The organism is Prevotella sp. P5-126, from assembly GCF_002251185.1.
Taxonomy (GTDB): domain Bacteria; phylum Bacteroidota; class Bacteroidia; order Bacteroidales; family Bacteroidaceae; genus Prevotella.
Genome location: NZ_NPIZ01000040.1, coordinates 1 through 24731, shown reverse-complemented (window position 1 = coordinate 24731; position 24731 = coordinate 1). Strand labels below are relative to the sequence as shown.

Genomic DNA, 24731 nt, shown 5'->3' with positions numbered 1-24731 from the left:
GATTTTCCGGAAAACTCATCTTGGAAATCAGCCTGCTGCCTTATCCCTATCCTTCAGAATCACAGCCATGTTATCCAGCGCCCATTCTATCAGATGAGCCTTTCTTACTCCTGATGGAGCAACCTGCGTTGAAGCTGTGAAAGCTGCCATCGCTGCAGGCTACACCCACATCGACACCGCTGCTGTCTATAAAAATGAGAAGAGCGTGGGCGAGGAAATCAAGGAAATTGGAATCAAACGTGAGAATCTCTTTGTTACCAGCAAGGTTTGGAACACGGAGTGTGGCTACGACAAGACCTTGAAGGCGTTTGACAAGACTTTGAGCGATTTAGGTCTCGATTATCTCGATCTCAACCTCAGCCATTGGCCAGCCAACGAGTTGCAGTTTGGCAAGGATGCAAATCAGCAGAATGTAGATACTTGGAAAGCGATGGATCGTCTGCATGAAGAGGGCTTGATTTGCAGCATCGGTCTTTCCAACTTCATGCAGCATCATGCAGAGCCAGTAATGGCGAAGGCAAACATCTGTCCGATGGTTGACCAGATAGAGTATCATCCTGGATTCACCCAGAAGGAGTGTGTTGAGTTCTGCAAGAAGAACAACATTCTTGTGGAAGCATGGAGCTCATAGGGAAGAGGTAATGTCTTGGATAATCCTCTCTTGAAGTCGATTGCTGCCAACCATGGCAAGAGTGTAGCTCAGGTAGTTATCCGTTGGGTGATGCAGACAGGCGTGCTGCCACTGGTAAAGTCGGTTACTCCAAGCCGAATCAAGGAAAACTTCGATGTCTTCGACTTTGAACTCTCTTAGCAGGAAATGTTTTAAATCGCATCGCTGAAAGCTGACAGAATAGGTGCAGACCCAGATACATGTGATTTCTAATACGGTATGGTTTGGAGTGAAATGCTCCCAAAACATATAAGATGAAAATGTAAAAAGTTACGGAGATAATTCATATTCTCTGTAACTTTTTACTTAAAACAGTCATATAATTTATCTGTTGTTTTCACCCTATGCAGGAACATCTATTTACAAAATGCAGATCAGTCAATATCTATTAATTGGAAATTCTTGTTGAAGGTCAAATCCAATCCGTTTGTCAGTTCCACCTCGTATTCATTCTTGTTCATTTCAATCTTTTTCACCGATTGTCCTGCATAATTATCCTTCAAGTAGTTCTTGATGGTTTGCGGAATCAACAGAGCTGGCACGATTCCCTGCTTGCAGTTTATCTCTGTAAGATTTCCTTTTTTGTCGAATTCCAGCTTCGTGCCATTCTGCAGAACCACATCATAGCTTCTGCTGACAACTCCCGATTCAATCGTTGCAAGCATCACCTTCTGACCATTGAAATGATTATTGAGCAAGGTCTGGGCCTTGGCAGGAAGTGCATTTACAGAGATAGGCTTGTCGTTGCCCGCATTCGCCGCCATATTGCATGAAACCATGCAGCAAATGGCAATCATCAATATTTGAAAAATTCTTTTCATAAGCTAAAAATTAAAAATTTATAATACCTAAAAAGCGATGGGTGCTTAAACGCCATTACCTAAGAATTAGACGCAAATCGTGCCTGAAAGTTTAAAGAGAAATTCTATTGCAGCTTCTGATGAAACTCCTTCCTTGTCTTAGCCATTGCTTCCGTAGCCCTATCATGGGTCTCTATCAGCAATGGGCTCTTATGATATTGTACGATTTTGACTCCAACAGACTTGTGTCTCTTCTTTTCCTCGATGCATTGAATAATCAAGTCGGAGTTGGCTCTCGCCTTCTTCCCTCGCGACTCGGCAGAGATTGCAAGCGAGCTTGCATCTTTGCTCTCGCTGCTCGTTCGGTTGGCCGACTTTGATGTTGGAGTCTTGTCAAAGTTTTGAATATAGGCGGCATTGGTCAGGAAGATAATGTCGGAACTTTCAGGGATTTCCTGCATTACCTTCACCATGAGGGTTAGCATCATGCGGAACTCTGTGGTATGCAAGTCGCTGATTACATCACGGCTGATGATGCTACCGTTATGCTCAATCACAACGGCAGCACCACCAGCACGTTCCTTATGACCGTAGTCACATGACCCGCCTATCCATACATAATATGTTGTCGAGTCCTGTACCATCACTCTGCAGGTGCCCATTTGCAACGAACAGGAGAGACGATTGCGCCCTCTGCCTTCAACTGCTTCATGGCTGCATCTACCTCTTTGCGGTCGAGACCGCTGAGCTCTGCGATTTTACCTGCGTTAAGAGGCTGACCTGCCTCTTTCATTGTTGCTAATACTTTTTCTTTTGCGTCCATTGTTTTAACGATTTAATGTGTTATTATTATATTGTTATGCAGTCTCCTTCGTGCCCGATGCACCAAAAGGGGACATCCTTTTCTTTGCAGAAAGGCTCCATGCGCCACGCACTCTCAAACCCACTCATGACTAAGTGCATTGGAACGAACATCCCAACCTTGAAGCGGTCGATAAACTGACGCCCTCCCAGCGTAAAGCCGTTGCCGATGCGTCCGTCCACAGGGAACATCACAAGGTCAAACGAATCGGTAATCTTTCGGATGTCTTTAAGTTCACCAAGGAACCGCTTTTCCTCTGCCACTGGATTGATATATTGACTGAACTCTTCGCTAAAGATTTCTCCTTCAGGCGCGCCGTCAACAAGAAAGCGTGCGTACCAGTTGCACAGGTCACCAGCATGAAAGATGGTTTTACCTTCTGTTTCAACAATCCAGCTCACGCCACTGTCATTGCTGCCCGTGGCTGACACCTTCAGGTTCTCATCTTCCCATACCGTTCCTTTGGCCATCCATACATCGGCATACTCTTTCTGCGCTCTTCTTCGTTTGAGTATATCCTTTGACAGGATGTATGTAATATTGGGGATGCTATTCTTCCATTTGAAGATTGCTTTCGTGAAGTGGTCCTCATGGAAATGGCTTGAAAACATGTACACATGTTTACATGTATTCATGTACCCACTCATGACATCGGCAGGATCCATCCAGTAGTCAAAGACCAGGATGCACCGAGCCGTTTCAAGCAGGAATCCACTATGGAAGATGTATCTGAGTGTCATCATTTCAAAGCCTTGCCATCTGAGAATGCCTTTCCAATGGTCTTGTCAAGTTCGATGTAACCATGATGTATCGGGTCGAACACGATGAGTTCCATCTTCTCCATGTCGGGCTTGCCGTCCTCTGCCAGATAGTTCTCATCCACAAGGATGTTGACTATCTCTGCCACGATGTAATAGCCCTCTTCCGACTCGTCAATCTTTTCCTTGATGCGGCACTCCAAGGTCATGGGAAAGTCGGTGAAGACGGGTGCGTTTACATTCTCTGACTTCTCCCATTTCCAACCTGCTTTCTCCATCTTGTCTGCATCGTTCTTGGCAGAGACAATGCCCACGAAATCAGCAGCCACCATGGTCTGTTTTGTAGCAAATGCCACGGTAAAATCAGGGCAGTCGTTCAGATTCTCGGTAGTGGCATGTGCGCCCATGGCAATCATAATCTCCTTCGCGTCCCATTGACCTCCCCAAGCAGCATTCATAGCATTGGGCTTGCCGTTCTTATCGTATGTGCCGATAATCAGTACCGGCTGTGGAAGCATCCACGATTTTTGTCCAAATGATTTGACCTTTGGTCTTCCTCCTCCTTGTAAAGCAGAGTTAATGCCTGCATTACTCTGCGTTTCCTTCGTTCGTCGGTTCATTTTTATTCTATTTATTTTGTTATCAATTCATTCAATGTATTGTCATAGACTCATTTGTTACTTCTTATTTCCAATGTTATATCCATATACGACCGATTGCCGTCTATATAGTCGGTATAGAGGATTTCTTCGCTTCGACCTTTAAGAACATGGCATTTGCCACACAACTCACAGTTGTGTAAGCATTTCCATTCGTTCAGAAGTAATCCAAACGCTCTTCTCGTGTGGATGATTCAATACTCGGTGCGGTCATAATATGATTGTATGCAGATAGGCCACCAAAGCAATCTGCATGATGATTATTAAAGGTATGCCATACTTGAATTTCTTGTGCATAGTCTTGTGATGCCAAAGTCGCATACCTGCCCATGCTCCAATACTTCCACCTATGGCAGCCATTGTCAGCAGTGTAGCCTCTGATATACGCCATTTATTCTTCTTTGCCTTGTACTTGTCAATGCCGTACAAGAAGAATGTGGCTATGTTGACGGCAAGTAGATAACCAAGAATGATGTTCATCATTTCAATGCCCTTTCCGCTTCCATGGTTTATATACAGACACAATGGTTACGACGGTCAGCAATACTATTTGGAGCAGACCGGCATAGGCGTTTGCCGTAACATTCTTCCAGTACTGCGCCACATCACCGTTTCCCTCTATGATAGCCTTGCCTATCAGTACATTCTCTTTTACCAATGGTCCCATATAGAACGTGCCGAAAAGAATCATGAAGAGAGTGAGCACCCATTTCACCGTGAGCCATCTATGCTTGAAGAAGCCCCAGTTGGTGAAAATGCCATAGACAATGCCCGTGAGCAGGCAGCCAACAGCTCCTGGCACCAGTATCTTCATGTCAATGGCTTCCAGTATCTCTGCCATCCAATACATTCCTGCTGCATCCTTTACCACTACAATGTGTCGCAGCAGATTCATGGATATGGCAGAGCCAAACCAAGCTATGGCACATAAAAGGTGTACCACCTTCAGTGCCTTCATCCCCTTTGCTGACAGTTTCTTCATTGTCTCATCATCTTTGAATGACTATTTATGTAGTTGAACAGTTAGTCTGGCTGCTGTCCGTTGTGAGCCTTCCATGTACATTCGGTCAGCTTCATGTCGGTGAAGATGGCCTTGAAGGATGACTCCTCGGGAGAGCATGCGTAGATGCCAAAACGTATCTTCCCGCCGCCCTGATGCATGTGGCATACGCGCATCTGGGTAAAATGTTCTCCGTCCCGCGAGCACTCAATGCAATAGTCATCCTCTCGGCGCGAGAGGCGATACCACATCGTCTTCACGTCGGCGGGAATGGCGGTGGTTGCCCAGTCGGAGTAGCCGTTGTTGGTGACCACGCTACCTAAGTGCTGAAATTCCTCGTTCTCGTATTCCACACTGCCTTTTAGCCAGTTCTCGCTGTCGAGATACATCACGATGCCGCATTGGTCGAAGCGATGGTGGCTTTCGGTGAAGTCGGTCTTTACCACGAAGCTGAAGAACTTCTCCTCAGTCTCCATCTGGAATACGGGAGCGTTGTCGTTGCGGAAATGGTAATAAGTACGTTGCCACAAGTCCGTTCCCGGTTTGGTCACGACTTCGATTGTGTCACCCTTGATGACGTAACTCTCGGGTTGCCGTGTCCACTTGAAATTGTCGATATTCAGTGTCATAACCTTGTTGTTTTGTTCTACGTTCTCTTGGCTTTTGCCATTGTTATTGCCGCCGCATGCCGTCATCAATGCCAGCAATGCGAAAGGAATTATAAAGTTTTTCATTTGGTCACTGGCATACCTTTGCTTGTCCAACCATTAAAACCAGAATCCAGTTCTATTACCTCGTAACCATTCTTTACAAGGATTCTTGCTGCATTCTTGCTTCGCTTTCCGCTACGGCAGTTTATGGCAATGATTCTGTCCTTTGGAAGTGTAGCAACGGCTTTCTGCTCAAAGTCAGATTTGAGTACATCAATGTTGAGAGCCTTCGCTATGTGTCCGTCTGCGTATTCTTCTGCTGTGCGTACATCAAGGCGCACAATGGTTGTGTCCTCAATCGCCTTGGCATATTCTTCTACAGAAAGACTCTTGAATCCTTCTGTCTGAGCACTGCAACCAAACAGGCTACAGAGCATTGTAATAATTCCCATAACTCTTCTTATTATTTATATGTTAGGATTTTTGAATACTGGTTTATCTGCGTGTTCACCACAGTCATGATGGCTGCATTCCAATTCTTACGTGGACTTCCGTTTATTGCTATTACTTTCATTTTTCTAAACGTTCTTTATAATTTTTGCAGGTATACCACCCACAACTGTTCTTGCTTCTACATCCTTTGTTACAACTGCTCCTGCTGCTACAACTGCTCCTTCACCGATGGTGACACCAGGACAGATGGTTACGTTTGCTCCAAGCCACACCTTATTTTCAATGCGAATTGGCTTGAATGTCATGTCGCCACGATGCTCTGGATCGGGATTGTGATTGATAGTACAGAGTGTTGCATTATGTCCTATAAGGCAATCATTGCCAATGAAGATGCCTCCTTGATCCTGGAACTTGCAACCGCTATTGATGAATACTCGCTCATCAATGTGGGTATTCTTTCCACAATCGGTATTGAAAGGAGGGAACATGCCGAACGACTCTGGTACGTCTATGTCCCAAAGTTCGGAGAACAGCTTCCTGAGTTCCTCTGGTGTATGGTACTTGTTGTTTATCTCCATAGTGATGCGAATGGCCTCTTGCGCCATTTGGTGCATGAAGAGGTGGACATCGCTACCAGCCACAACAGGATTTCCTGCTGCAATGTAATCTCTGTATTCTTGTACTGTCATATCTATTCAAAAGCAATTACGGCGTATGTTCCGCACTCGCATTTCAGTTCGATGTAATATTTGTTATCATCCACATAAACAATGGGAGTGAGTTCTATCTGCTTTACAGACTGCTTTCTTTATTATACGTATTCTTTTTACTCCATGTAATAGCATCAGCAGTACAAAACTAATACCTATTTTGTAATGTAAAAGACCGACCTGTGTGTTTACGCCCCATATTGCAAGCAGGACAATTCCTGAAAACACAGTGGATATGGAAACCATAGTCAGCATGGTTGTCATAAACCGTTTACGGCTGATTGTGCTTCGACGTACATGTTTGAACCAAGCCCAATGAGTGTGGATGTGACAGGCAAGCAGTATGGTAAACGAAACTGATAAGACAGAATGAATAACAGCCCAAATTTCCCATGTATTATGGTTACTTCCATGTCCCGCTATGTGCAAGCCTATACCAGACAGAATCGTAAGAAGTCCCAGAGGATATAGCCCACAATCAATTTTAAAAATCTTCTTCATTGTTAAATTTTTTTAATTATTTTGTCATCAATCAAATTAGCAGTAGATATGTACACTCTGTCATAATCCAGCCTTCGATGAAGTCAACATCCAGCCATGATCACCATGGTAAATCATCTGTCGGGTCATACCGCCGTCGATGCAGATATTTTCGCCTGTGATGAATCCTGCCTTGTCCGAGCAGAGGAACAGCACCATATTGGCGATGTCCATCGGGTTGCCCACACGTCCTGCCGGCTGCTGCACCGCATCTGCGCCATCGTACTCCTTATAATCAGTGTCTATCCATCCTGGCGAAATGGAGTTGACCCTTGCCTTGTTCCGAAGTGTGACGGCAAGGGCATGGGTGAGGGCGGCAATACCTCCCTTGGCAGCTGTGTAGCTCTCTGTCTGCGGCTGACTCATGCGGTCGCGCGAGGACGATATGTTTACTATCGATGCTCCCTCAGCAAGATACGGAGCAAGCAGCTTGACAAGATAGAAAGGTGCTGTAATCCCGACTGTCAAAGCATACTGAAACTCCTCCCACGTACATACATCCAGCCCCTTCATCAGAGGAAGGGCATTGTTGATGATATAATCCACCTTACCGTATTTGCCGATTATTTCATCGGCAAAGGCTTCCAGCACCTCCTTCTTGGAAATGTCCCCAACGAAATGGTCACCCTCTCGCATATCAATGACCGCTACCGAAGCCCCTTTCTTGCGAAACTCCTCAGCGATACATTTGCCGATGCCATGCGCACCGCCTGTCACGATTGCTACCTTATCTTTATATTCCATTTTTTTTCTTTATAGTGCCAATGAATTTTTACACATTCTTATATGTTGGTATTATATTGAAGCTCCGAGGGAAAATGCTTCTTTTAGGGCGTTGGTGTTTTTGATGTCGCCCTTTTCTTTAACTCCTCTTACAAGTATCTTTCCACTGTCTTCAAGGTGGAAGTAGTTGATGCATAGTCTATATTGGACAAGAATGCTGTCAAACAGTTCGGGTAATGTGGCGGCACCGACGAGCAACAAGGCAACTTTCTTTATTTTGAAAGAATCTCTGAGTGGATTGTGACACCTGTCGATCAGAGCCTTAAGCTGTGAACTTATGCCGTAGAAATAGACAGGAGAAGCAACAACAAGCATGTCTGCCTTTGCCAACTTGTCGTAAACGGTCTGCATGTCATCTTTTTGAATACAGGATTGGTCATCTCTCTTGAAACACGAATTACATCCTATACAAGGATTTATGTGATAGTCCCTTACTGATATGAAGTCAACATTGTGCTTGGATGAAGCTCCTTGGGCAAACGATTCCGCCAATATTTCCGTGTTGCCCCCCTTTCGTGGGCTGCCTGATAATATTACGATGTTCATTGTATGTCAGAATTTGAAATGTATAGGTCTTGCAAACTCATCTCTGTTCTCCAGTCCCTTGACATGACCGAGGTTGGTCATCCATCCGTCGATGTCCTTCAGATAGAACACCTTGAAGATGGGATTGTCACGCATATTCTTATATAGCGCATTCACGATGGCACTCTTGTCGATGATGGCATCCCTAATGTTCTGCCTTTCCTCGAAAACTGCCTCTGCCGAGAAACGAATCCAAGGAGTCTGCATCTCATCCCTTTCCAGTTTGCAGCCACAGAGTTCCACAAAGGGATTGGCTTGCAGTTCTGCATAGACCTCCTTCTTAGAATTGGTGCAGAACCATAGTTTCCCATCCTCCAACACCATATACTGCATCGGACGAACCTTCGGCTTGCCGTCCAATCCTATTGTCGCCAAGAATTGGATGCCGATATTGTCCAGATAGTTGGCCAAATCACGTAATGTCATCTCTTGTTCCATAATGATATTTATCTTAAAAACGGGTCAATCGTTGCAACAACTCTGATTTCTGTACCACGCCGCTTGTTCTCCAAAGTACTTCGCCGTGTCTAAACAACATGAGTGTGGGCACAGACTGTATGCCATACTGGTTTGCTGTCACTCCATACTTGTCCACATCTACCTTGATGATGCGGATTCTGTCACCCAGCACTGTCTTCACCTGCTCCAAGATGGGGTGCATCATCTTGCATGGCTGGCACCATGTGGCGAAGAAATCGACCAAGACCAGTTGGTCGCCTGATATAACGTCTTTGAATGTTTCCATCTTTATCTGTCTATTTCTGTGAATCGGTTAAATGTCCTTCCGTCTCTTGTTATTTGCTCGAAAAACATCTTCTCGGGACGAACCCAGTATGCTTCCTCACCATATAGTGCTTGATATACTACCATGCGTTCCTGAGTTTCGCTGTCATATGCGGAATGGATATACTTGTACATTCCTCCCTTGAAGTGACGGAAAAATCTTTCTTCTTTAACTGAATACTCCATGAGTATCTTCTGTACCAACGGGGCATACCAAGTCCTGACTTCCTGCTCTGTGGGCGTGTGTCCGCCAGGGAAGTGATAGCTGTTGTTATAGTACTGCAAGAACAACGGCTCAAAATGAGCCAGTGTGTCTTGTTCACCAAAGAGTCCCCACACACGATCCTTGTAATACGGATTACAACAATCAAACTGTGTGGCTTCGAGTTCCCCAAACTCATTGATGAGTGATTCGTTGATGACTATTGTCTGATTACCGTCCATGCGCGGAGCCTTGTACTCATGTTCGCCAATGCGTTCTCTCAGGAAGTCCGTCATCTTGAAATGAGGATTGCCAAGTAGGGCAGGGATGCCAACGACAGGAGAAAGCATCTGTGCAAGGAAAGCCCCGCAACTGTTGCCTATGAGCAGGTCTGGCTTCTCCTTGTCGATAAGCATGCGTATGTATTTCAGTGCTACCTTGGGATGGAGAGGCAGATCGGGAGTCAGCACGATGGCTTGCCCATCAAAGGCCTCCCTCAGTGCTCTCGCCATTGGACAGCTGCCAGTAGCAAAGAAACCATGTAGGAACAGTATCTTTTTCATGCTATTTATTCTTTGTCTTGTGGATTGTCAGATATGCCCTTTCTCTTGATTGGCCCAGAATGATTGTCGCGGTTCAGCTTGATGCCATGTTTGTTCAGTATGCGGAACACAGAGCTTCGGCTTCTGAAACCGCTGGCTCTCCATACTTCATCAATGGGATGACCTGCAACATACAGGTTGATGACTGTCTTTTCTCTGTCGAGCTTCTGCATCTTTGCTGACGAGACGGGAGGTAGTGACACTATCATCTTCTCCTGTAAATTGACGACATGCTCCGCAGACTTACGCAGGGGAAGAACCTCTTCCGGAAAAGCACCCATCATTTCCAATACATCGGACGGCCTTGTTTCGGGAAACAGCTCGTTCCTTGAATCAATCTGGTCATGGATGCTGACAATACGGATGACCTTGACTCGGCAAAATTCCAGAAATGTTGCCAGTTCCCGACTGCCACGCAAGGCATTGGAAAACTTGGATATGACAAGTTCATCGCCCCTTTGCAGGGCAACCATCAGTTGTTTCCAGAGCGGTCTGTTGCGTTCGTCCTCATCGTTTTCTTCTACGATGCGGACACAGCCGAAGTCGTTCATCCATTTGCGGTCTTCTTCCAGTTTGTCATACTGAGAGGTTGCCATTATGTAGCCCACTTTTGCCATATCAAAATATATTATTGACTGATAATTTGATAGTTATATGCCTATAGATAACAGAAAAGTCAAAACTTAATCTTAAATAGATATGATTCACATGCAAAGGTACACAATAATATTCAGAATCATTATTATACTGATATTTTTTGTTTGACAAACCCAAAGAATCATACATGATTTCACACACATAAAGATAAAAACAAAATATCATACTAAAGAGAGTATGAAATATAAAATTATACAAAGTCTGATTGCCGTGGCTTTTGTTTGGATTTTTATCTGTGTCTTTGCACTCAAATTTTACAAATGGCTTGATTCGCCGTGAGAATGCCTGAGTGGGTCTGAAAGTACTGCTGTCTGCCTCGGCAGAAGCAGGGTGAGGGGCTGTATGCTGGTTTGTGGTTGCAAAAGGGTATTCTGCAAGCCATGACGGGGGCTTCTCGTTGGGTTTTCAATAGCTTCTCGTCGGCATCTCGATCGATATTCGTTGTTCTTTCGTTCGTTTTTTGCTTGTTCCTCGTTCGGTCCTCGATAGGTCTTCGATAGACTAACGAATAAGCAACGAGAGACGAACGAGAGACGAACGAAGACCTAACGAGAAGTTAACGGGAACCGAACGAGAAGCGATCGGGAAACCGTTGTGTCTCTGTCGGGACCGGATGGTGTGTTGAATTACTTGTTTTGTAAACATAAGTGACTTTTTAGTTGTAAATTATTTGTTTAACTTTTGATTTGAAGGTCTCTTTCTTGTTTTGGAAATCATCCTCGGCTTAAAATACAAATATACAACATGAAATCCCCAGAATGCAAGAGATTTGGCACTTTTTATATCGCCTATTAATTATATTTAACTAAAACCAGTATTGGTTTAACTTAAATTATAATACTTTATGCTGATTTAGCTGGATGAGTTTGGGTTGCTTCGCAAGAAATCTTTGGAGGAAATCTTTGATAAAATATGGCCTATGGCCAGAAATATTACGGATTTACAGAACCACGGAACTACGGATCTACTACACCGGAGCACCAACGCAAAAAATCCGTGTCATTCGATTTCCGACATTAAAAGGGGCTGCACACGGAGGTTCTGATAAAATAAAAGCGGCACTTTCTTGATGATGGAAAAGTGCCGCGGTGTTTGTTAATATCGCAAAGTCTTATTGATGCTGGCTGCGCAATAAGTCGTTGACGGTCTTTACAGGATTAAAAGTGCCAAGAGGAACTTCCACAAAGATAGTATTCCAATTGCTCATGGCACCATTCCAAAGGCCTGGGAGCTCAAGTGCCTGAAGCGGTTTTCCGTCTTTGGATTTCTGTGAGATGAATCCTGTGGTAGGATCTACAAAGTCGGGCAGATTGAAAGGCTTGTCCTGATAGTCTTTCACGGCGCAGACCAAATCGACTGGATTGAAATGTGTTCCCTTGGTAAACATTTCCATATAAGCGGTATTTGATTTGTCTATCTGTGAACTTTCCAGAATTTGCAGCGATACGGTTCCGTCTTGGTTGTAGGTGAGGAAAGGACCACCTCCCGGTTCGCCTACATTTTTCACAACGCCACACACGCGCATGGGACGGTTGAGCTTCTTTTTGAGGTACATTACCAGTTCTGCATCTTCCAGTTCCTTGATGTTGTTTTTGCGGCAGCAAAGATCTTGTTGGACGAAACGGATGATTTCTTCAATCTGCTGGTGGTTGTAACAACCGGTTTCAAGCAGCTGTAGATAGTCGAAAGCGCGTTTCTGGAGCGTTACCAATACTCCTGCAATGATTTGTTTCCATTCCACTGTTTCGTCTTTCAGTCGGTCTGGAACTACATTATCTATGTTTTTGACGAATATGACATCGGCGCTGATCTCGTTCAGATTCTCGATAAGTGCGCCATGGCCTCCGGGACGGAACAACAGAGATCCGTCTTGGTTGCGGAACGGGGTACCGTCAGGATTGGCAGCAATGGTGTCGGTAGAAGGTTTTTGCTCTGAGAAACTGATGTCATAGCGGATTCCATATTTCTTTGCAAAAGAATCGGCTTTCATGGCTACGCGCTGTTTGAAGTAGTCCATGTGCTCATGGCTCACCGTGAAATGTACGTGAGCCTCGTTGTTAGAGGCAGCGTAGAGGGCACCTTCCACAAGATGCTCTTCCATTGGTGTGCGTGCTCCTTCCGGATAGTTGTGGAACAGCAGCATACCTTTTGGCAGTTGTCCGTAGTTGAGGCCTTCCGGTTTGAGCATATTTTCTACTACAGCTTTGTATTGTCCATCGGCTATGAGTTGGCTGATGCCTTTTCCATTGTTCTTGCGGCAGGCAGCATCAAGTTCGTTGTAGAAGGCGAAGTGGCTGATGTTGTCGAAGAATTTTTTCTCAAAGTCTGTTGTGGGGATATCATAGTCGGCATCGACAAAGGCAAACATGTCTTTGAACATACGGCTTGCGGCTCCAGAGGCAGGTACGAATTTGACTACTCTGTGGCCTGCTTTCTTGTAGCTTTCCCATGCCTCTATATATTTCTTCCGGTCAGCATCGCTGGGTGCCATGATACCATGCTGAATGCTAGCAGCAGCTTCAAGCTTCAGAAAAGGGAACCCTTTTTTGAATAGTTCAAGTTGTTTCTCTACTTGTGCTTCGTTGATTCCTTTTTGGGAAATCTGTTTTAGATCTTCTTGTGAATATTCCATAATATATAGGATTGTTAGTATTGAATTTGTTTTGATGCAAAGATAGGAATTATATTGCACACCACCAAAAAAGAATGATAAAAATATTTGGCTGTTTCAGTAAAATCAACTAATTTCGCATTTCATTTATAAAAACTTAATAGAACGGAAATATGATAGAAACAGGAATGAAACATACCAGTGAGCTGGTTGTTGACGAAAATGTAACAGCGAAGAAGATAGGTTCTGGAGATATGAAGGTATTGGCGACTCCAGCCATGATGGCGCTTATGGAAAATGCCGCCATGCTGGCTGTTGCTGATGCGTTGCCGGAGGGCTGTACTACAGTAGGCGGTCATATTGAATCTTCGCATCTTCGGCCGACAAAAATCGGCGAAACCGTAACGGCTACGGCAGAGGTGACCAAAGTAGATGGTCGGAAAATAGAATATGCTGTGAAAGCATTCTGCGGCGAACAATTGCTTGGTGAGGGCACTCATCTTCGCTTTGTTGTGGACCGGGAGAAATTCCTCTCAAAGCTGTAAGTCCATACGTCAAGAAAAAAAGAGAATCTCTATTCAAATTCAGAGATTCTCTTTTTGTTTATTGCATTATTTACCTAAGTTTACCTTTCTTCAAAATATCAGAAAGGTGGTGATGATAGCCTGATGATGTTATTCTTGCATGAGAAATGATTTGAAATCTACGAAATCTTTCGTCATGGGAATGCTCTTCTTTTCGCCTTTCATAAATGCAGCAAGACGTTCTGGAATGGTGATGTCGGTATGGAGGATGGCATCGACCTTCTCTTTGAACTTAGCAGGATGTGCTGTTTCCAAGAATACGCCAACCTCTCCAGGTTGCAATCCTTCCTTGAGTGCACGGTAACCACAGGCTCCGTGCGGATCCAACGTGTAACCATGATCCCGATAGCATTGTGTCATCGTCTCTTTGATTTGTTCGTCGGAATAGGTGGCACCGCTGATGTCTTGGCAGATATCCTGATGACTTCCCTTATAAAGGTCATAGATGCGTGCGAAGTTTGAGGGATCGCCCACATCCATCGCATTGGCCAAGGTCTGTACGCTGGTTTTTGGTTCGTATTTGCCAGTACAGAGATATTTATAGAAGATATCGTTGGCATTGTTGGCTGCGATAAAACGGCTGATGGGGAGACCCATCTTTTTGCCGAAGAGGGCAGAGCAGATATTGCCGAAGTTGCCACTGGGAACACAAGCCACCAGTTTATCAGCAAGTCCGCGCTCCTTCATGCGTGCATAGGCATTGAAATAGTAGAACGACTGTGGCAGAAAGCGCGCAACATTGATAGAGTTTGCCGATGTGAGGCACATGTGCGCGTTGAGTTCCTGATCCATAAAAGCTGCTTTCACCAATGCCTGACAGTCGTCAAAGACTCCATCAACTTCAATGGCTGTGATGTTCTGTCCCAAGGTCGTAAACTGTGACTCTTGTATTTTGCTGACCTTGCCTTTTGGATAAAGAACATAGACATGAATACCTTCAACACCGAGGAATCCGTTGGCAACGGCACTACCCGTGTCTCCACTGGTTGCCACGAGAACATTCACGCGGCCTTTCTTTTCTTTGCTGATGAAATACTGTAACAGACGAGCCATGAAACGTGCACCTACATCTTTGAATGCAAGAGTGGGACCATGGAAGAGTTCGAGCGAGTAGATGGTCGGTTCAACCTCTACCACAGGACAGTCAAAGGCTAAAGTATCATACACAATCTTCTTCAGCGCATCCGCCTCCACATCCTCACCGAAGAAGGCATCGGCAACAGTATAGGCGATTTCCTGAAATGAAAGTGTCTCGATATGGTCGAAAAACGACTGTGGTAATGCCTTGATCTTTTCAGGCATGTATAGACCTTTATCTTCTGCCAGACCTTTTACTACAGCCTTATGCAAGTCTGCGTTTGGCGCTTTTCCGTTTGTACTGTAATATTTCATTATATTTTCATCAGTTGGTTCATAAATTCATTGAGTTTCAACATCCCATAACTGCCGCTTACGCAACTCACCTCATCATAATGTTCTACTGCGTCAGCCTCGATGCCAGGATGCCAGATCAGGAAGGGGACAGGTTCATCGACATGGATGCGCATTTCCACGGGAGTAGGGTGGTCGGGGAGGATAGCGATGCATACGGGTTCGTTCATTTGACATACGGCTTCATAAACGGGTTTGATAAGCCGTTTGTCAAGATAGTCAATGGCCCGCAGTTTCAGTTCGAGGTCGCCATCATGACCAGCTTCGTCAGTAGCCTCTACATGAACAAATACGAAGTCATCGTGTTGCAAGGCTTCAATAGCAGCCTGTGCCTTACCTTCGTAGTTGGTATTTGCCAAACCAGTAGCACCTTCTACGTTGACGATTTCCAGTCCGGCATAATGTCCTATGCCTCTGATCAGGTCAACGGCAGAAATCACGGTACCGCTCTTAACCTGTGGGTAGAGTTGTGTGAGTGGCTGCATGGAAGGTCGGTATCCACCGCCCCATGGCCAAATACTATTGGCCTGTCGTTCACCTTTTGCCGCCCTGTTGCGATTGAAAGGATGTGCGGACAGAATCTGCTGGGATTCTATGATGAGTCTGTTGATGAGTTCTGCCGTTTCCTCTGCAGTCATTCTTCCTGGTTCAACAGGTGCGTTGTCTTCTGCTTTCACCAATAGTTTCTCCCATGGTTCATTGGGATGGTCGTGTGGGGGAGCACAGACAACATGTTTTGAACCACCACGAATGACGAGCAGGTGACGGTATTGAATGCCAGTGATAAAGCGCACACGGTCATCTCCCAGGTATTTGTTGAGCTCTTGTATCAACACATCTGCATCAGCCGTTTCAAGGTTTCCGCCATTGTGTGTGATGATATTCCCATCCGCCAGCGAGATGATGTTGCACCGTAGCGCCAAGTCATCGGGATGCAGTTCATATCCGATAGAAGCAGCCTCAAGCGGGCCACGTCCTTCATATACCTTGTTGAGGTCGTATCCGAGAATGGACGTATTAGCTACTTCGCTACCCGGAGCAAATCCACTTGGGATGGTTTGCAGTCTTCCTGTCCGTCCCATTTTAGCCAAGCGGTTCATGTATTCAGGGCGTGCATATTCCAAGAGTGTTTTTCCACCAAGTCTTTCAACGGGGTGGTCAGACATTCCGTCGCCCAATATGATGATATGTTTCAATGTGATTATATATTAGCAATTGACATGATGTTAGCAAACACACCTGCTGCAGTTACACCTGCACCAGCTCCATAGCCCTGTATGAGCATGGGGTATTCTTTGTATCGTTCTGTCGTCAGCAGGACGATGTTGTTTGATCCTTCAAGACCATAGAAAGGATGATGTTCGCTGACGGCCTCCAACGACACTTTTGTCTTGCCCATCTCCATGCTCGCCACAAAGCGCCAGCGTTTCTTCTCTTTTTCCAATATTTCACGGCGGCGCTCAAAGTCAGCATCAAGTGACGGTAGGCGCTTCCAGAAATCCTCCAGACTACCCTCGAAGAAATCATCTGGCATGAACAACTGTTTCACGACGTCGCTTTGTTCTACTCTATATCCTGCTTCGCGAGTAAGGATGACCAACTTACGGATAACATCCTTACCGCACAGGTCGATACGTGGGTCCGGTTCTGAATAGCCTTCCTCTTTGGCAAGTCTGACTGTTTCAGAGAAAGGTACGTCGGCTGCTATTGTATTGAAGATATAGTTAAGCGTACCAGATAATACCGCTTCGATTTTAAGGATCTTGTCGCCTGAATTTCTCAAGTCGTTGATGGTACCAATGATAGGCAGTCCTGCGCCCACATTGGTTTCGAAGAGAAATTTCACGCCACGGCGCAGCGCAGTTTCTTTGAGTTTCGCATATTTTTCATACTCCGCAGAGGCAGCAATTTTGTTGGCTGTTACGACTGAAATATTGTGCTCCAGAAACGTCTGGTACAGTTCTGCCACTTCGCTGCTGGCTGTGCAGTCAACGAATACGGAATTGAAGATATTCATGCCCACCACTTCCTTGCACATTTTTGAAATGTTGCTGGGCTCCGACGCTTTCAGCTGCTCTTTGTAGTTGTTCAGGTCAAGGCCTTCTCGGTTGAAGATGGCATTGTGTGAACTGGCGATACCCACTACGTTAAGTTTCAGTTGGCGTGTATCGGCGAGTTCCTGATATTGTGATGCAATCTGTTGCAGGAGGTTACCTCCGACGGTTCCCACACCACACACAAACAAGTTGAGTACTTTGTATTCCGACAAGAAGAACGAGTCGTGCAGTACGTTGAGGGATTTACGCAGATATTTTGAGTGGACAACAAACGAGATGTTTGTTTCGGATGCACCCTGTGCACAGGCGATGACGGATATTCCGCTTCGTCCCAATGTACCGAAGAGTTTACCGGCAATACCAGGTGTATGTTTCATGTTTTCGCCCACGATAGCGATTGTAGCCAATCCGCTTTCAGCGTGCATGGGGAACATAGCTCCTGTTTTGATTTCTTTTGCAAATTCCTCGTTGAGTGTTTCAACGGCTTTGTCAGCATCCTCATCGCGCACACCTATTGACGTAGAGTTCTCAGACGATGCCTGCGACACCATGAATACTGAGATGCCATTGTTTGCCAATGCTGTGAAGATGCGTCTGTTGACACCAATCACGCCGACCATTGACAGGCCGGTAACGGTGATGAGTGTTGTTCCTTTGATGCTTGAAATACCCTTGATGGGTTTGCGGTCGTTTTCAATCTTGTCTTTGATGATCGTTCCGGGATCAGAGGGGTTGAATGTGTTTTTGACCTTGATAGGAATGTTTTTGACGCAAACCGGATATATGGTAGGAGGATATACGACTTTAGCTCCGAAGTTGCACAATTCCATCGCCTCGATGTAGGACAATTCGTTGATGGTATAAGCCGACTTGATGACGCGTGGGTCGGCTGTCATGAATCCGTTGACGTCAGTCCATATTTCCAACACGTCAGCATCGAGTGCTGCTGCGATAATAGAAGCGGTATAGTCGCTTCCGCCTCGTCCCAGATTGGTTGTCTCGTTGGTGTCTCTGTCTCTGCTGATGAAACCGGGCACCACAGGAACTGTCGTATTGAAGTCGATAGTAGCGAAAGTATCTTTCACCAGTTGGTTGGTGAGTTTGGTGTCGAGTGTATGTTTACCCTGTTTGTTGATGGTCTTGATGAAGTCGCGTGAATTCATTCGCTTACCGTTTTTGATAAGCGTCCCTACGATATGCGAGCTCAGGCGTTCTCCATAGCTGACTATTGTGGCCTGCGTTTTTGCGCTGAGGTCATGTATGAGGAATACGCCATAGTAGATGGATCGCAACTGATCGAAGAGGTCGTTGAGTGTGCCGAGCAGCGCTTTTTTCGCCGTTTCGTCTTTGATGATGTTTTCCACCATGTGATGATGGCGTTTGACGATGTTTTCAAACTCCTCTTTATATTGTTCGTCACCGGTTAGTGCCTGTTGTGAAATGGCAATCAGTTTGTCTGTGATGCCTCCTAAAGCGCTGACCACGACAATGACGGGTTGGGTCTCTGACTCAACAATACTTTTCAAACTGAGAATACTCTCTATAGAACCGACGGAAGTGCCGCCAAACTTTAATACTTTCATACAGTATGCAAAAGTACGAAAAATCTCACAAATGCAAGCAAAAAAAAAGGAAAATCGTGAGATTTATTACCGATAGTGCAATAATTTGAGCCATTTTGTCGTTTAATAGGGTAGTATGAAGATTACCAGAAGAAACAGTGGCATTTCGCCATTCCGTCATATTTTAATGGTCACCGGCCTTTTTGGTGGCGTTCAGGCGGTTAATGTTGTCGCTTCACTTATCCGCAATAAGTGTGCGGCCTTGTTTCTTGGCCCTGACGGTGTAGGTGCTCTTTCGTTGCTCAATACGTTGGTCAATATGTTGGTCCAGCTTTGTGGCATGGGTGTGTCGTTGAGTGGCGTCCGTCGTTTGTCGTTGGCTTTTGACGAAGGGAATGTGCAACGCATTCGGAGCGTATGGTCTGTACGGTTGTTGACGATATCCGGCGGATCGTTAGGGTTGGTTGTCTGCGGTCTGATGGGGCATTGGCTGTTGTCGCCAGCAGTCTTGTTGATGATCGTCTGTTCAGGTGAGTTGGCAATCCTCAAAGCCGCCCGTCGCCTTCGTTGGTTGGCCTTGTCGCAGATCGTCTCCGTATTGTCGAGTCTCTTGCTGACCGTACCTCTATATATATATTATGGAGCGTCATCCATCGTAGCGGTAGTGGTTTTAACAGCATTAGCAGCCCTGTTGCCCGTACTTTTTTGTTCGTTGCGCGTATGTCCGTTGCAGTTGCCAAAAGGCAATACCCTGTTTCCATTGTCAGAAATGCGCTCCATGTTTCGTTTAGGAATGGCTTTTACCTTGGCAGCTGTAATAGGTGCAGCATCAGAATATGGTATTCGTGTGTGGCTTCAAGGCGAAGCATCTTCGCAGGTGGTAGGATGGTTTAGTTCAGCCCAATTGCTTACAGCAGGTTATATGGCCATTTTGTTTTCCGCTTTAGAACAGGATTACATGCCTCGTCTGTCAGCAATCTCTGACTATCGTGCGGCTTCAGGAATAGTGCGCCGTCAGTTGTTGGTGTTGACCGGTTTGACTATTCCGTTAGTCTTGATCGTTATGGTGTTGTTGCCGTGGTTAGTACCATTGTTGCTTTCTTCATCGTTTCTGCCTATTGTTCCTTTAGCCCGTTGGTGGGCAGGCGCGATGATACTTAAGTCGGCAACACTTCCTGTTGCTTATCTCACCTTAGCGCGAGGCCGTTCGCTTGACTATCTTCTTTTGGAGACGGTCTATTATGTGTTTTTTGTGATTTCAGTTATTGTCGGATGGCATTATTCCGGCCTTTCGGGTGTGGGTGTCGGAATCTTTATAGCCCATGTTTTCGACTTATTGCTCATCCATATTTATGCCAGAAATCAGTTTGACTTCCGGCTTTAGAAGCGGAAGTCAAGCTGAAGATCTACAAAGTTGTAGTTGTGTTTGTCAGGATTGGCAATCGTTCTGTCGTTGACGCGGGCATATTCCATGTTGACCTGCAGGTTTTTGCAGAAAACATAGTTGATACCCATTTCGTACATGGTTTTTGACGAACTCCATGATTTATCCTGTCGGTACATATTGTATCGTGCTTTGGCATAGAGTTTCTTGGGAATGACAGGTGCAATACCGAATGCGTAGAGACCGTCGGCTTTATCGCCAAGGTTTTTGCCAGGAGCCGCTGCACCCTGACTGTGGATGTATTCTGACCGGAAAGTCCAGTCGTTCTTGCTGTATTCAGCCGATAGCGCATAACGGTTTTTTGTGCCTACGCCCGCTCTGCTTCCAGTCCATCCGAAAGCACCTATGCGAAGCCCTTCAACCGGCATCAGCCAAAGTCCTCCGATAATATCTTTTCTGTTGTCAGCATCTTTTGTGTTGATACCTTCGCCATTATATACTCCCACCTGATAGTGTAACAGATAGCGTCCGGCTTTGTTTTTTAGCAAATCACCCTGCAGTTGGACGCCGATGTCACGTCCTCCTGCCGATTTCTCTCCCGTCCGGTCTCCGTAGCCCACGAGGTTGTTGATGACGAGGGCATAGGAGTAGAAACCTTGGTCGATGGGGTTTGTAGGACTTTCAAAGGTGAAAGCACGTTTGAATTGTCCTGCTTTGACTCGTATTTCTCTGTATTTCTGCCATTCCGCATAGAGGTCAACAAGAAAGGCAGACGATCCGCTTCCTTGGAATTGTGCACGCCATGCCACGTCGCCGATTTTTCCATCGAGCATGAGCCTTAGCAGTCTGATGTTGAAGGTGTTTGAAGCATTCTTTTCTGTGATGATGTTTCCCTCTTCATCTGTTGTTGTGCGGTAGGGGTCTTGAGCCTGATACTGCAACATTCCATATCCGCTGAGTTTGATGTCTTTGACCCATTGTGGAAGTTCTACGGAAACGGTTTTCTTTTCCTGTTTGTTTTCCTGTGCTTTGATGCTGAGTACGAACAACGAGGCTGTGAGAAGCAAAACGATTTTTCTCATATTCTTAATTATGATCTTCTGGTTAGTAATACAACATTTTCTACGTGAGGAGTGTGTGGAAACATATCTACGGGTTGCACCTCGTTGACCGTATAGGCCACGTCGAGCAATTGTAGGTCGCGTGCTTGAGTGGCAGGATTGCAACTCACATATACGATACGTTGTGGCGCAGCATTCAGAATGGTGTTTACAACATCAGGGTGCATTCCTGCTCTTGGTGGGTCTGTCACGATAACATCGGGTCTGCCGTGTTGTTGGATAAACTCATCGGTCAGAATATCTTTCATGTCCCCTGCATAGAACAGGGTATTGCCAATGCCGTTGATGCAGGAATTGACCTTGGCGTCTTCAATGGCTTCTGGCACATATTCGATACCGATGACTTTGCTGGCTTTAGCAGCAACAAAGTTGGCAATGGTTCCCGTACCGGTGTAAAGGTCGTAGATCAGAGGCGCTTCGTTGGGCGTCTGTCCGTTAACAGGCATGAAAGCGAACTCTCTGACAACGGAGTAAAGGTGGTAGGCCTGTTCGGTATTGGTTTGGTAGAACGATTTCGGTCCCACCTTAAACCGCAGGTCTTCCATGGTTTCGAAGATGTGGTCGTTGCCTTTGAACACGATAACATCCTGATCACCTATGGTGTCATTACATTTCTGGTTGTTAACATAGAGTAATGCTGTGATTTGCGGGAATTTATCTGCCACGTGTTGCAGAAGTTCTGCAGCCCGTTGTTCATCACCTTCTTCATCATAGTGGAACTGAATGATGACCATCCATTCGCCCGTATTGGAGTTGCGTACGATGACATCTCTCAAGAGTCCGGTTTGTGCTCTGAGGTCAAAAAAAGACATCTCGTGGTTTAGTGCATAATCGAAAATCTCGTTTCTGATTTCGTTTTGCAGATGGTCCATCAGCCAGCATTTCTCAATGGGCAGTATTTTGTCGAAGGCACCTGTAATATGGAATCCTATGGCGTTGCGCTGGAATTGCAGTCCGCTAGTGATTTCTTCGTTGGTCAGATAACGTTTGTTACAACATCCGAAATCGAGTTTGTTGCGGTATTCCTGTGTTTTTACCGAACCGAGGATAGGACGGAAGTCGGGTAGGGTGATTTTGCCAATGCGAGTCAGCTGGTCTTTCACCTGTTGTTGCTTCATTTTCAGTTGTTCCTCGTAGGGGAGCTGCTGCCATTTACATCCTCCGCAAGTGCCGAAGTGTTGGCAGAATGGTTTTGTTCGGAGGGGACTTTCCTCATGGAAGCGTATGATTTCAGCCTCCATAAAACTATGTTTCTTTCTTCTGACCTGTAAATCCACTACATCGCCGGGAACAGCCCAAGGCACGAAGACAACCATATCGTTGACCCTTGCAACACATTTTCCTTCTGCTGCAAAGTCTGTGATGGTGATGTTTTCGAGTATGGGTAATGCCTTTTTCTTTCTTGTCATATTGTTGTATTTCTTGTCTGTTATTGTTTGATATGACGGACAAAGTTAATGCAAAAATTAGAAATATCCAAAAATGTGAATAAAATATGATGTTTTGAGAGACAATTGGCTCTGCTCTCGGCTTCGAGACGCCATGACCTTTGGTCTTGTCTTTTTTGTCTCGGCAAAGCCATAAAGTGGACCTTATGGCTCTGCTCTTGGCTTCGGGATGCCATCGGGAAGTGTTCGGGATACGTTTCCGCCATGAGTCCGTTATAAGTCCGTAGTAATTCCCATAACCAAGCAGACCCTGTTGCGTGTTATTGTGGAGGTGCATGGGAACAGAATGAGGCTTTTAAGGTTCGACCTTTTGCAGAATAAGCCCATAGCTTGAAAATATCAGCGCCTTTGTTGGGAATTATAATATATTTTTCTTATCTTTGCAGTTCAAACAATATGAAAGAGCAAATTAGACATATAATCGGTTTTTTCCGTTACGGACTATGGCAATTGAACGAAGACGATACGACTCCGTTCAAGTGGATTATGATAGAGATCCTTAAGAAACTCGTACTCGCCATTCGCTTCTTTACAGCCAAACGCGTGGTGAATAAGGCGGCGGCGCTGACTTATTCGTCTCTGTTGGCTATTGTGCCTATCCTGGCAGTGGTCTTTGCCATTGCCCGTGGTTTTGGATATAATAAATATATTGAGGTGTGGTTTCGTGATGCTTTGCAGTCCCAGCCACAGGCAGCCGAGGTTATCATAGGCTTTGTAAACAGCTATTTGGTACATACGAAAAGCGGTATTTTCCTTGGTATTGGCCTGCTGTTCATGCTCTATACCGTTTTGATGCTGGTGAGTAATGTGGAACAGGCATTTAATGAGATTTGGCAGGTGAAGAAACCACGCACCATTTTCCGTACCTTTACGGATTATCTTGCCATGTTCTTCTGTTTTCCCATCCTTATTGTCCTGACCTCTGGATTGTCAATCTTTATGGCGACTATGGTCAACGAGATGGATGATTTCATGTTGTTGACTCCTGTGGTAAGGTTTCTGATAGACATGGTGCCGTATGTATTGATGTCGGGCCTCTTTATCGCCTTTTATATCTTTATGCCCAATACGCATGTAAAACCAATGTGTGCCGTCGTGCCAGGTATTCTTGCAGGTATTGCGATGCAGGGCGTGCAGATTTTCTATATTCATGCTCAAATGTTTCTGTCGAGTTATAATGCCATCTATGGTTCTTTTGCAGCCTTACCTTTGTTTATGCTCTGGTTGCAGATTTCCTGGACCATCTGTCTTTTTGGCGTAGAACTCTGTTATACGAATCAGAATCTCGATTATTATGATTATGATGCCAATACAGGCGAAATAAGTTATCGTTACCGAGTCATGATGTGTGCTCTGTTGATGAGTTGTGTGGCGCAACGCTTCAAACAAGGAGGTCGGCCTTTGACCGCTCTCGACTTGCGTAAGCGCACCCGTTTGCCCATACGTATTGTCAACGATTTGCTTTATAAGTTGATTGATGCCAAATTGCTGCTGGAGGTATCTGCCGACGAAAAGGGTGAGACATCTTCCTTTATTCCAGCCCATGACTTGCGTAGCATGACGGTAGGCACTATGGTTGACCATTTGGAGAGTGTAGGCACTTGGAAGATAGAACTTGATGTCAGCGCAGTCTTCACGGAACAATGGTGTAAAACTTTGGAAATTCATACGGAGTACCTGCATCAATTGCGCAATATTCCGTTGGAAGACCTGGCAAAAGTTCAGTAGAGCGGGCGAGTCTGAAAGCAGAAACTTTCGATGTGCTTGTCTGCTAAAGAAAAGAATGTTTGAAAAGAAAGGTAATTAATAACGTAATTTT

25 protein-coding genes and 2 pseudogenes are annotated in these 24731 nt (G+C 45.4%); 4 read left to right on the top strand and 23 right to left on the bottom strand.

Going from position 1 to position 24731, the window contains the following annotated elements; translation table 11 throughout:
• Positions 1-27: 27 nt before the first annotated feature.
• Positions 28-150, bottom strand: coding sequence for a hypothetical protein (locus tag CIK90_RS14520; protein WP_256387347.1), 123 nt, complete (start codon positions 148-150; stop codon positions 28-30).
• Between CIK90_RS14520 and CIK90_RS03620 the strand changes: the two are divergent.
• Positions 137-811: pseudogene (locus CIK90_RS03620) on the top strand (aldo/keto reductase). The gene CIK90_RS14520 and the pseudogene CIK90_RS03620 sit on opposite strands and share 14 nt — an antisense overlap.
• 233 nt (positions 812-1044) lie before the next feature.
• On the opposite strand, the gene CIK90_RS03615 reads toward CIK90_RS03620, so the two are convergent.
• From CIK90_RS03615 to CIK90_RS03530, 17 genes and pseudogenes are all read right to left on the bottom strand, one after another.
• Positions 1045-1491, bottom strand: a complete 447-nt coding sequence (locus CIK90_RS03615; protein ID WP_254046266.1) for a PepSY-like domain-containing protein — start codon at positions 1489-1491, stop codon at positions 1045-1047.
• A gap of 104 nt (positions 1492-1595) precedes the next feature.
• Positions 1596-2114, bottom strand: coding sequence for a ribonuclease H (locus CIK90_RS03610; RefSeq protein ID WP_094439693.1), 519 nt, complete (start codon positions 2112-2114; stop codon positions 1596-1598).
• Positions 2114-2293 (bottom strand): transcriptional regulator, encoded by a 180-nt coding sequence (locus CIK90_RS03605; protein ID WP_005816310.1) that lies wholly within the window; start codon positions 2291-2293, stop codon positions 2114-2116. Before CIK90_RS03605 ends, CIK90_RS03610 begins: the two co-directional genes overlap by 1 nt.
• A 26-nt stretch (positions 2294-2319) precedes the next feature.
• On the bottom strand, positions 2320-3072 hold the full coding sequence (locus CIK90_RS03600) for an MBL fold metallo-hydrolase (protein ID WP_094439691.1): 753 nt from the start codon (positions 3070-3072) through the stop codon (positions 2320-2322).
• Positions 3072-3608: a flavin reductase family protein gene (locus CIK90_RS03595; RefSeq protein ID WP_094439731.1), complete on the bottom strand. Its 537-nt coding sequence runs from the start codon at positions 3606-3608 to the stop codon at positions 3072-3074. The genes CIK90_RS03600 and CIK90_RS03595 overlap by 1 nt, the downstream gene beginning before the upstream one ends.
• A gap of 351 nt (positions 3609-3959) precedes the next feature.
• Positions 3960-4232 carry a DUF1294 domain-containing protein gene (locus tag CIK90_RS03585; RefSeq protein ID WP_094439687.1) on the bottom strand — a complete coding sequence of 91 codons (273 nt, stop codon included), beginning with the start codon at positions 4230-4232 and terminating at the stop codon, positions 3960-3962.
• A gap of 1 nt (position 4233) precedes the next feature.
• Positions 4234-4731, bottom strand: a complete 498-nt coding sequence (locus tag CIK90_RS03580; RefSeq protein ID WP_094439685.1) for a hypothetical protein — start codon at positions 4729-4731, stop codon at positions 4234-4236.
• 41 nt (positions 4732-4772) lie between these two features.
• Positions 4773-5483, bottom strand: a complete 711-nt coding sequence (locus CIK90_RS03575; protein ID WP_254046265.1) for a DUF1349 domain-containing protein — start codon at positions 5481-5483, stop codon at positions 4773-4775.
• Complete coding sequence (locus CIK90_RS03570; protein ID WP_094439683.1) at positions 5480-5851, bottom strand: rhodanese-like domain-containing protein; 372 nt, start codon at positions 5849-5851, stop codon at positions 5480-5482. The genes CIK90_RS03575 and CIK90_RS03570 overlap by 4 nt, the downstream gene beginning before the upstream one ends.
• 126 nt (positions 5852-5977) lie before the next feature.
• Complete coding sequence (locus CIK90_RS03565) at positions 5978-6541, bottom strand: DapH/DapD/GlmU-related protein (RefSeq protein ID WP_094439681.1); 564 nt, start codon at positions 6539-6541, stop codon at positions 5978-5980.
• A 582-nt stretch (positions 6542-7123) separates the two neighbouring features.
• Positions 7124-7846, bottom strand: coding sequence for an SDR family oxidoreductase (locus CIK90_RS03560; RefSeq protein WP_094439679.1), 723 nt, complete (start codon positions 7844-7846; stop codon positions 7124-7126).
• Positions 7847-7897: 51 nt separating this feature from the next.
• Positions 7898-8431 carry a flavodoxin family protein gene (locus CIK90_RS03555; protein WP_094439677.1) on the bottom strand — a complete coding sequence of 178 codons (534 nt, stop codon included), beginning with the start codon at positions 8429-8431 and terminating at the stop codon, positions 7898-7900.
• A gap of 6 nt (positions 8432-8437) precedes the next feature.
• Entirely contained in the window at positions 8438-8908 is a 471-nt protein-coding gene (locus CIK90_RS03550; protein ID WP_094439675.1) for a pyridoxamine 5'-phosphate oxidase family protein, read from the bottom strand.
• Positions 8909-8916: 8 nt separating this feature from the next.
• Positions 8917-9215, bottom strand: a pseudogene (gene trxA, locus CIK90_RS03545) (thioredoxin).
• Positions 9216-9217: 2 nt separating this feature from the next.
• Positions 9218-10018, bottom strand: a complete 801-nt coding sequence (locus CIK90_RS03540) for a YqiA/YcfP family alpha/beta fold hydrolase (RefSeq protein ID WP_094439673.1) — start codon at positions 10016-10018, stop codon at positions 9218-9220.
• Between the two features lie 5 nt (positions 10019-10023).
• The gene (locus tag CIK90_RS03535; protein WP_094439671.1) at positions 10024-10674 is read right to left on the bottom strand and encodes a recombinase family protein; all 651 of its coding nucleotides are present in this window, start codon (positions 10672-10674) and stop codon (positions 10024-10026) included.
• Between the two features lie 1151 nt (positions 10675-11825).
• Positions 11826-13346 carry a DUF4301 family protein gene (locus tag CIK90_RS03530; RefSeq protein ID WP_094390387.1) on the bottom strand — a complete coding sequence of 507 codons (1521 nt, stop codon included), beginning with the start codon at positions 13344-13346 and terminating at the stop codon, positions 11826-11828.
• A 152-nt stretch (positions 13347-13498) separates the two neighbouring features.
• On the opposite strand from CIK90_RS03530, the gene CIK90_RS03525 reads away from it, so the two are divergent.
• Entirely contained in the window at positions 13499-13870 is a 372-nt protein-coding gene (locus CIK90_RS03525; protein ID WP_094439669.1) for a thioesterase family protein, read from the top strand.
• A 129-nt stretch (positions 13871-13999) separates the two neighbouring features.
• Here the strand turns inward: CIK90_RS03525 and thrC are convergent, their stop codons facing one another.
• The 3 genes from thrC to thrA are packed head-to-tail and all read right to left on the bottom strand — an operon-like array spanning position 14000 to position 18980.
• A complete protein-coding gene (gene thrC / locus CIK90_RS03520; RefSeq protein WP_094439667.1) occupies positions 14000-15301 on the bottom strand; it encodes a threonine synthase in 1302 nt (433 codons plus the stop codon).
• A complete protein-coding gene (locus tag CIK90_RS03515) occupies positions 15301-16536 on the bottom strand; it encodes a cofactor-independent phosphoglycerate mutase (protein ID WP_094464369.1) in 1236 nt (411 codons plus the stop codon). Before CIK90_RS03515 ends, thrC begins: the two co-directional genes overlap by 1 nt.
• A gap of 5 nt (positions 16537-16541) precedes the next feature.
• On the bottom strand, positions 16542-18980 hold the full coding sequence (gene thrA / locus CIK90_RS03510) for a bifunctional aspartate kinase/homoserine dehydrogenase I (protein ID WP_094434009.1): 2439 nt from the start codon (positions 18978-18980) through the stop codon (positions 16542-16544).
• 115 nt (positions 18981-19095) lie between these two features.
• On the opposite strand from thrA, the gene CIK90_RS03505 reads away from it, so the two are divergent.
• On the top strand, positions 19096-20343 hold the full coding sequence (locus CIK90_RS03505; protein WP_094464368.1) for an oligosaccharide flippase family protein: 1248 nt from the start codon (positions 19096-19098) through the stop codon (positions 20341-20343).
• Here the strand turns inward: CIK90_RS03505 and CIK90_RS03500 are convergent.
• Together CIK90_RS03500 and rlmD are read right to left on the bottom strand one after the other, a co-directional pair.
• Positions 20340-21425, bottom strand: a complete 1086-nt coding sequence (locus CIK90_RS03500; protein WP_094464367.1) for a porin — start codon at positions 21423-21425, stop codon at positions 20340-20342. The genes CIK90_RS03505 and CIK90_RS03500 overlap by 4 nt on opposite strands.
• Positions 21426-21433: 8 nt before the next feature.
• Positions 21434-22873, bottom strand: coding sequence for a 23S rRNA (uracil(1939)-C(5))-methyltransferase RlmD (gene rlmD, locus CIK90_RS03495; RefSeq protein WP_094464366.1), 1440 nt, complete (start codon positions 22871-22873; stop codon positions 21434-21436).
• A gap of 435 nt (positions 22874-23308) precedes the next feature.
• Here rlmD and CIK90_RS03490 point away from each other — a divergent pair, with 435 nt between their 5' ends.
• Positions 23309-24640: a YihY/virulence factor BrkB family protein gene (locus CIK90_RS03490; RefSeq protein ID WP_094464365.1), complete on the top strand. Its 1332-nt coding sequence runs from the start codon at positions 23309-23311 to the stop codon at positions 24638-24640.
• The last annotated feature ends 91 nt before the right edge of the window (positions 24641-24731 follow it).

Excerpts from the sequence above, each read along its gene's own strand:
- CIK90_RS14520 (WP_256387347.1), bottom strand. The coding sequence starts at position 150 with ATGGCAGCTTTCACAGCTTCAACGCAGGTTGCTCCATCAGGAGTAAGA.
- CIK90_RS03615 (WP_254046266.1), bottom strand. The coding sequence starts at position 1,491 with ATGAAAAGAATTTTTCAAATATTGATGATTGCCATTTGCTGCATGGTT.
- CIK90_RS03610 (WP_094439693.1), bottom strand. The coding sequence starts at position 2,114 with ATGGTACAGGACTCGACAACATATTATGTATGGATAGGCGGGTCATGT.
- CIK90_RS03605 (WP_005816310.1), bottom strand. The coding sequence starts at position 2,293 with ATGGACGCAAAAGAAAAAGTATTAGCAACAATGAAAGAGGCAGGTCAG.
- CIK90_RS03600 (WP_094439691.1), bottom strand. The coding sequence starts at position 3,072 with ATGACACTCAGATACATCTTCCATAGTGGATTCCTGCTTGAAACGGCT.
- CIK90_RS03595 (WP_094439731.1), bottom strand. The coding sequence starts at position 3,608 with ATGCTTCCACAGCCGGTACTGATTATCGGCACATACGATAAGAACGGC.
- CIK90_RS03585 (WP_094439687.1), bottom strand. The coding sequence starts at position 4,232 with ATGATGAACATCATTCTTGGTTATCTACTTGCCGTCAACATAGCCACA.
- CIK90_RS03580 (WP_094439685.1), bottom strand. The coding sequence starts at position 4,731 with ATGAAGAAACTGTCAGCAAAGGGGATGAAGGCACTGAAGGTGGTACAC.
- CIK90_RS03575 (WP_254046265.1), bottom strand. The coding sequence starts at position 5,483 with ATGAAAAACTTTATAATTCCTTTCGCATTGCTGGCATTGATGACGGCA.
- CIK90_RS03570 (WP_094439683.1), bottom strand. The coding sequence starts at position 5,851 with ATGGGAATTATTACAATGCTCTGTAGCCTGTTTGGTTGCAGTGCTCAG.
- CIK90_RS03565 (WP_094439681.1), bottom strand. The coding sequence starts at position 6,541 with ATGACAGTACAAGAATACAGAGATTACATTGCAGCAGGAAATCCTGTT.
- CIK90_RS03560 (WP_094439679.1), bottom strand. The coding sequence starts at position 7,846 with ATGGAATATAAAGATAAGGTAGCAATCGTGACAGGCGGTGCGCATGGC.
- CIK90_RS03555 (WP_094439677.1), bottom strand. The coding sequence starts at position 8,431 with ATGAACATCGTAATATTATCAGGCAGCCCACGAAAGGGGGGCAACACG.
- CIK90_RS03550 (WP_094439675.1), bottom strand. The coding sequence starts at position 8,908 with ATGGAACAAGAGATGACATTACGTGATTTGGCCAACTATCTGGACAAT.
- CIK90_RS03540 (WP_094439673.1), bottom strand. The coding sequence starts at position 10,018 with ATGAAAAAGATACTGTTCCTACATGGTTTCTTTGCTACTGGCAGCTGT.
- CIK90_RS03535 (WP_094439671.1), bottom strand. The coding sequence starts at position 10,674 with ATGGCAAAAGTGGGCTACATAATGGCAACCTCTCAGTATGACAAACTG.
- CIK90_RS03530 (WP_094390387.1), bottom strand. The coding sequence starts at position 13,346 with ATGGAATATTCACAAGAAGATCTAAAACAGATTTCCCAAAAAGGAATC.
- CIK90_RS03525 (WP_094439669.1), top strand. The coding sequence starts at position 13,499 with ATGATAGAAACAGGAATGAAACATACCAGTGAGCTGGTTGTTGACGAA.
- thrC (WP_094439667.1), bottom strand. The coding sequence starts at position 15,301 with ATGAAATATTACAGTACAAACGGAAAAGCGCCAAACGCAGACTTGCAT.
- thrA (WP_094434009.1), bottom strand. The coding sequence starts at position 18,980 with ATGAAAGTATTAAAGTTTGGCGGCACTTCCGTCGGTTCTATAGAGAGT.
- CIK90_RS03505 (WP_094464368.1), top strand. The coding sequence starts at position 19,096 with ATGAAGATTACCAGAAGAAACAGTGGCATTTCGCCATTCCGTCATATT.
- CIK90_RS03500 (WP_094464367.1), bottom strand. The coding sequence starts at position 21,425 with ATGAGAAAAATCGTTTTGCTTCTCACAGCCTCGTTGTTCGTACTCAGC.
- rlmD (WP_094464366.1), bottom strand. The coding sequence starts at position 22,873 with ATGACAAGAAAGAAAAAGGCATTACCCATACTCGAAAACATCACCATC.
- CIK90_RS03490 (WP_094464365.1), top strand. The coding sequence starts at position 23,309 with ATGAAAGAGCAAATTAGACATATAATCGGTTTTTTCCGTTACGGACTA.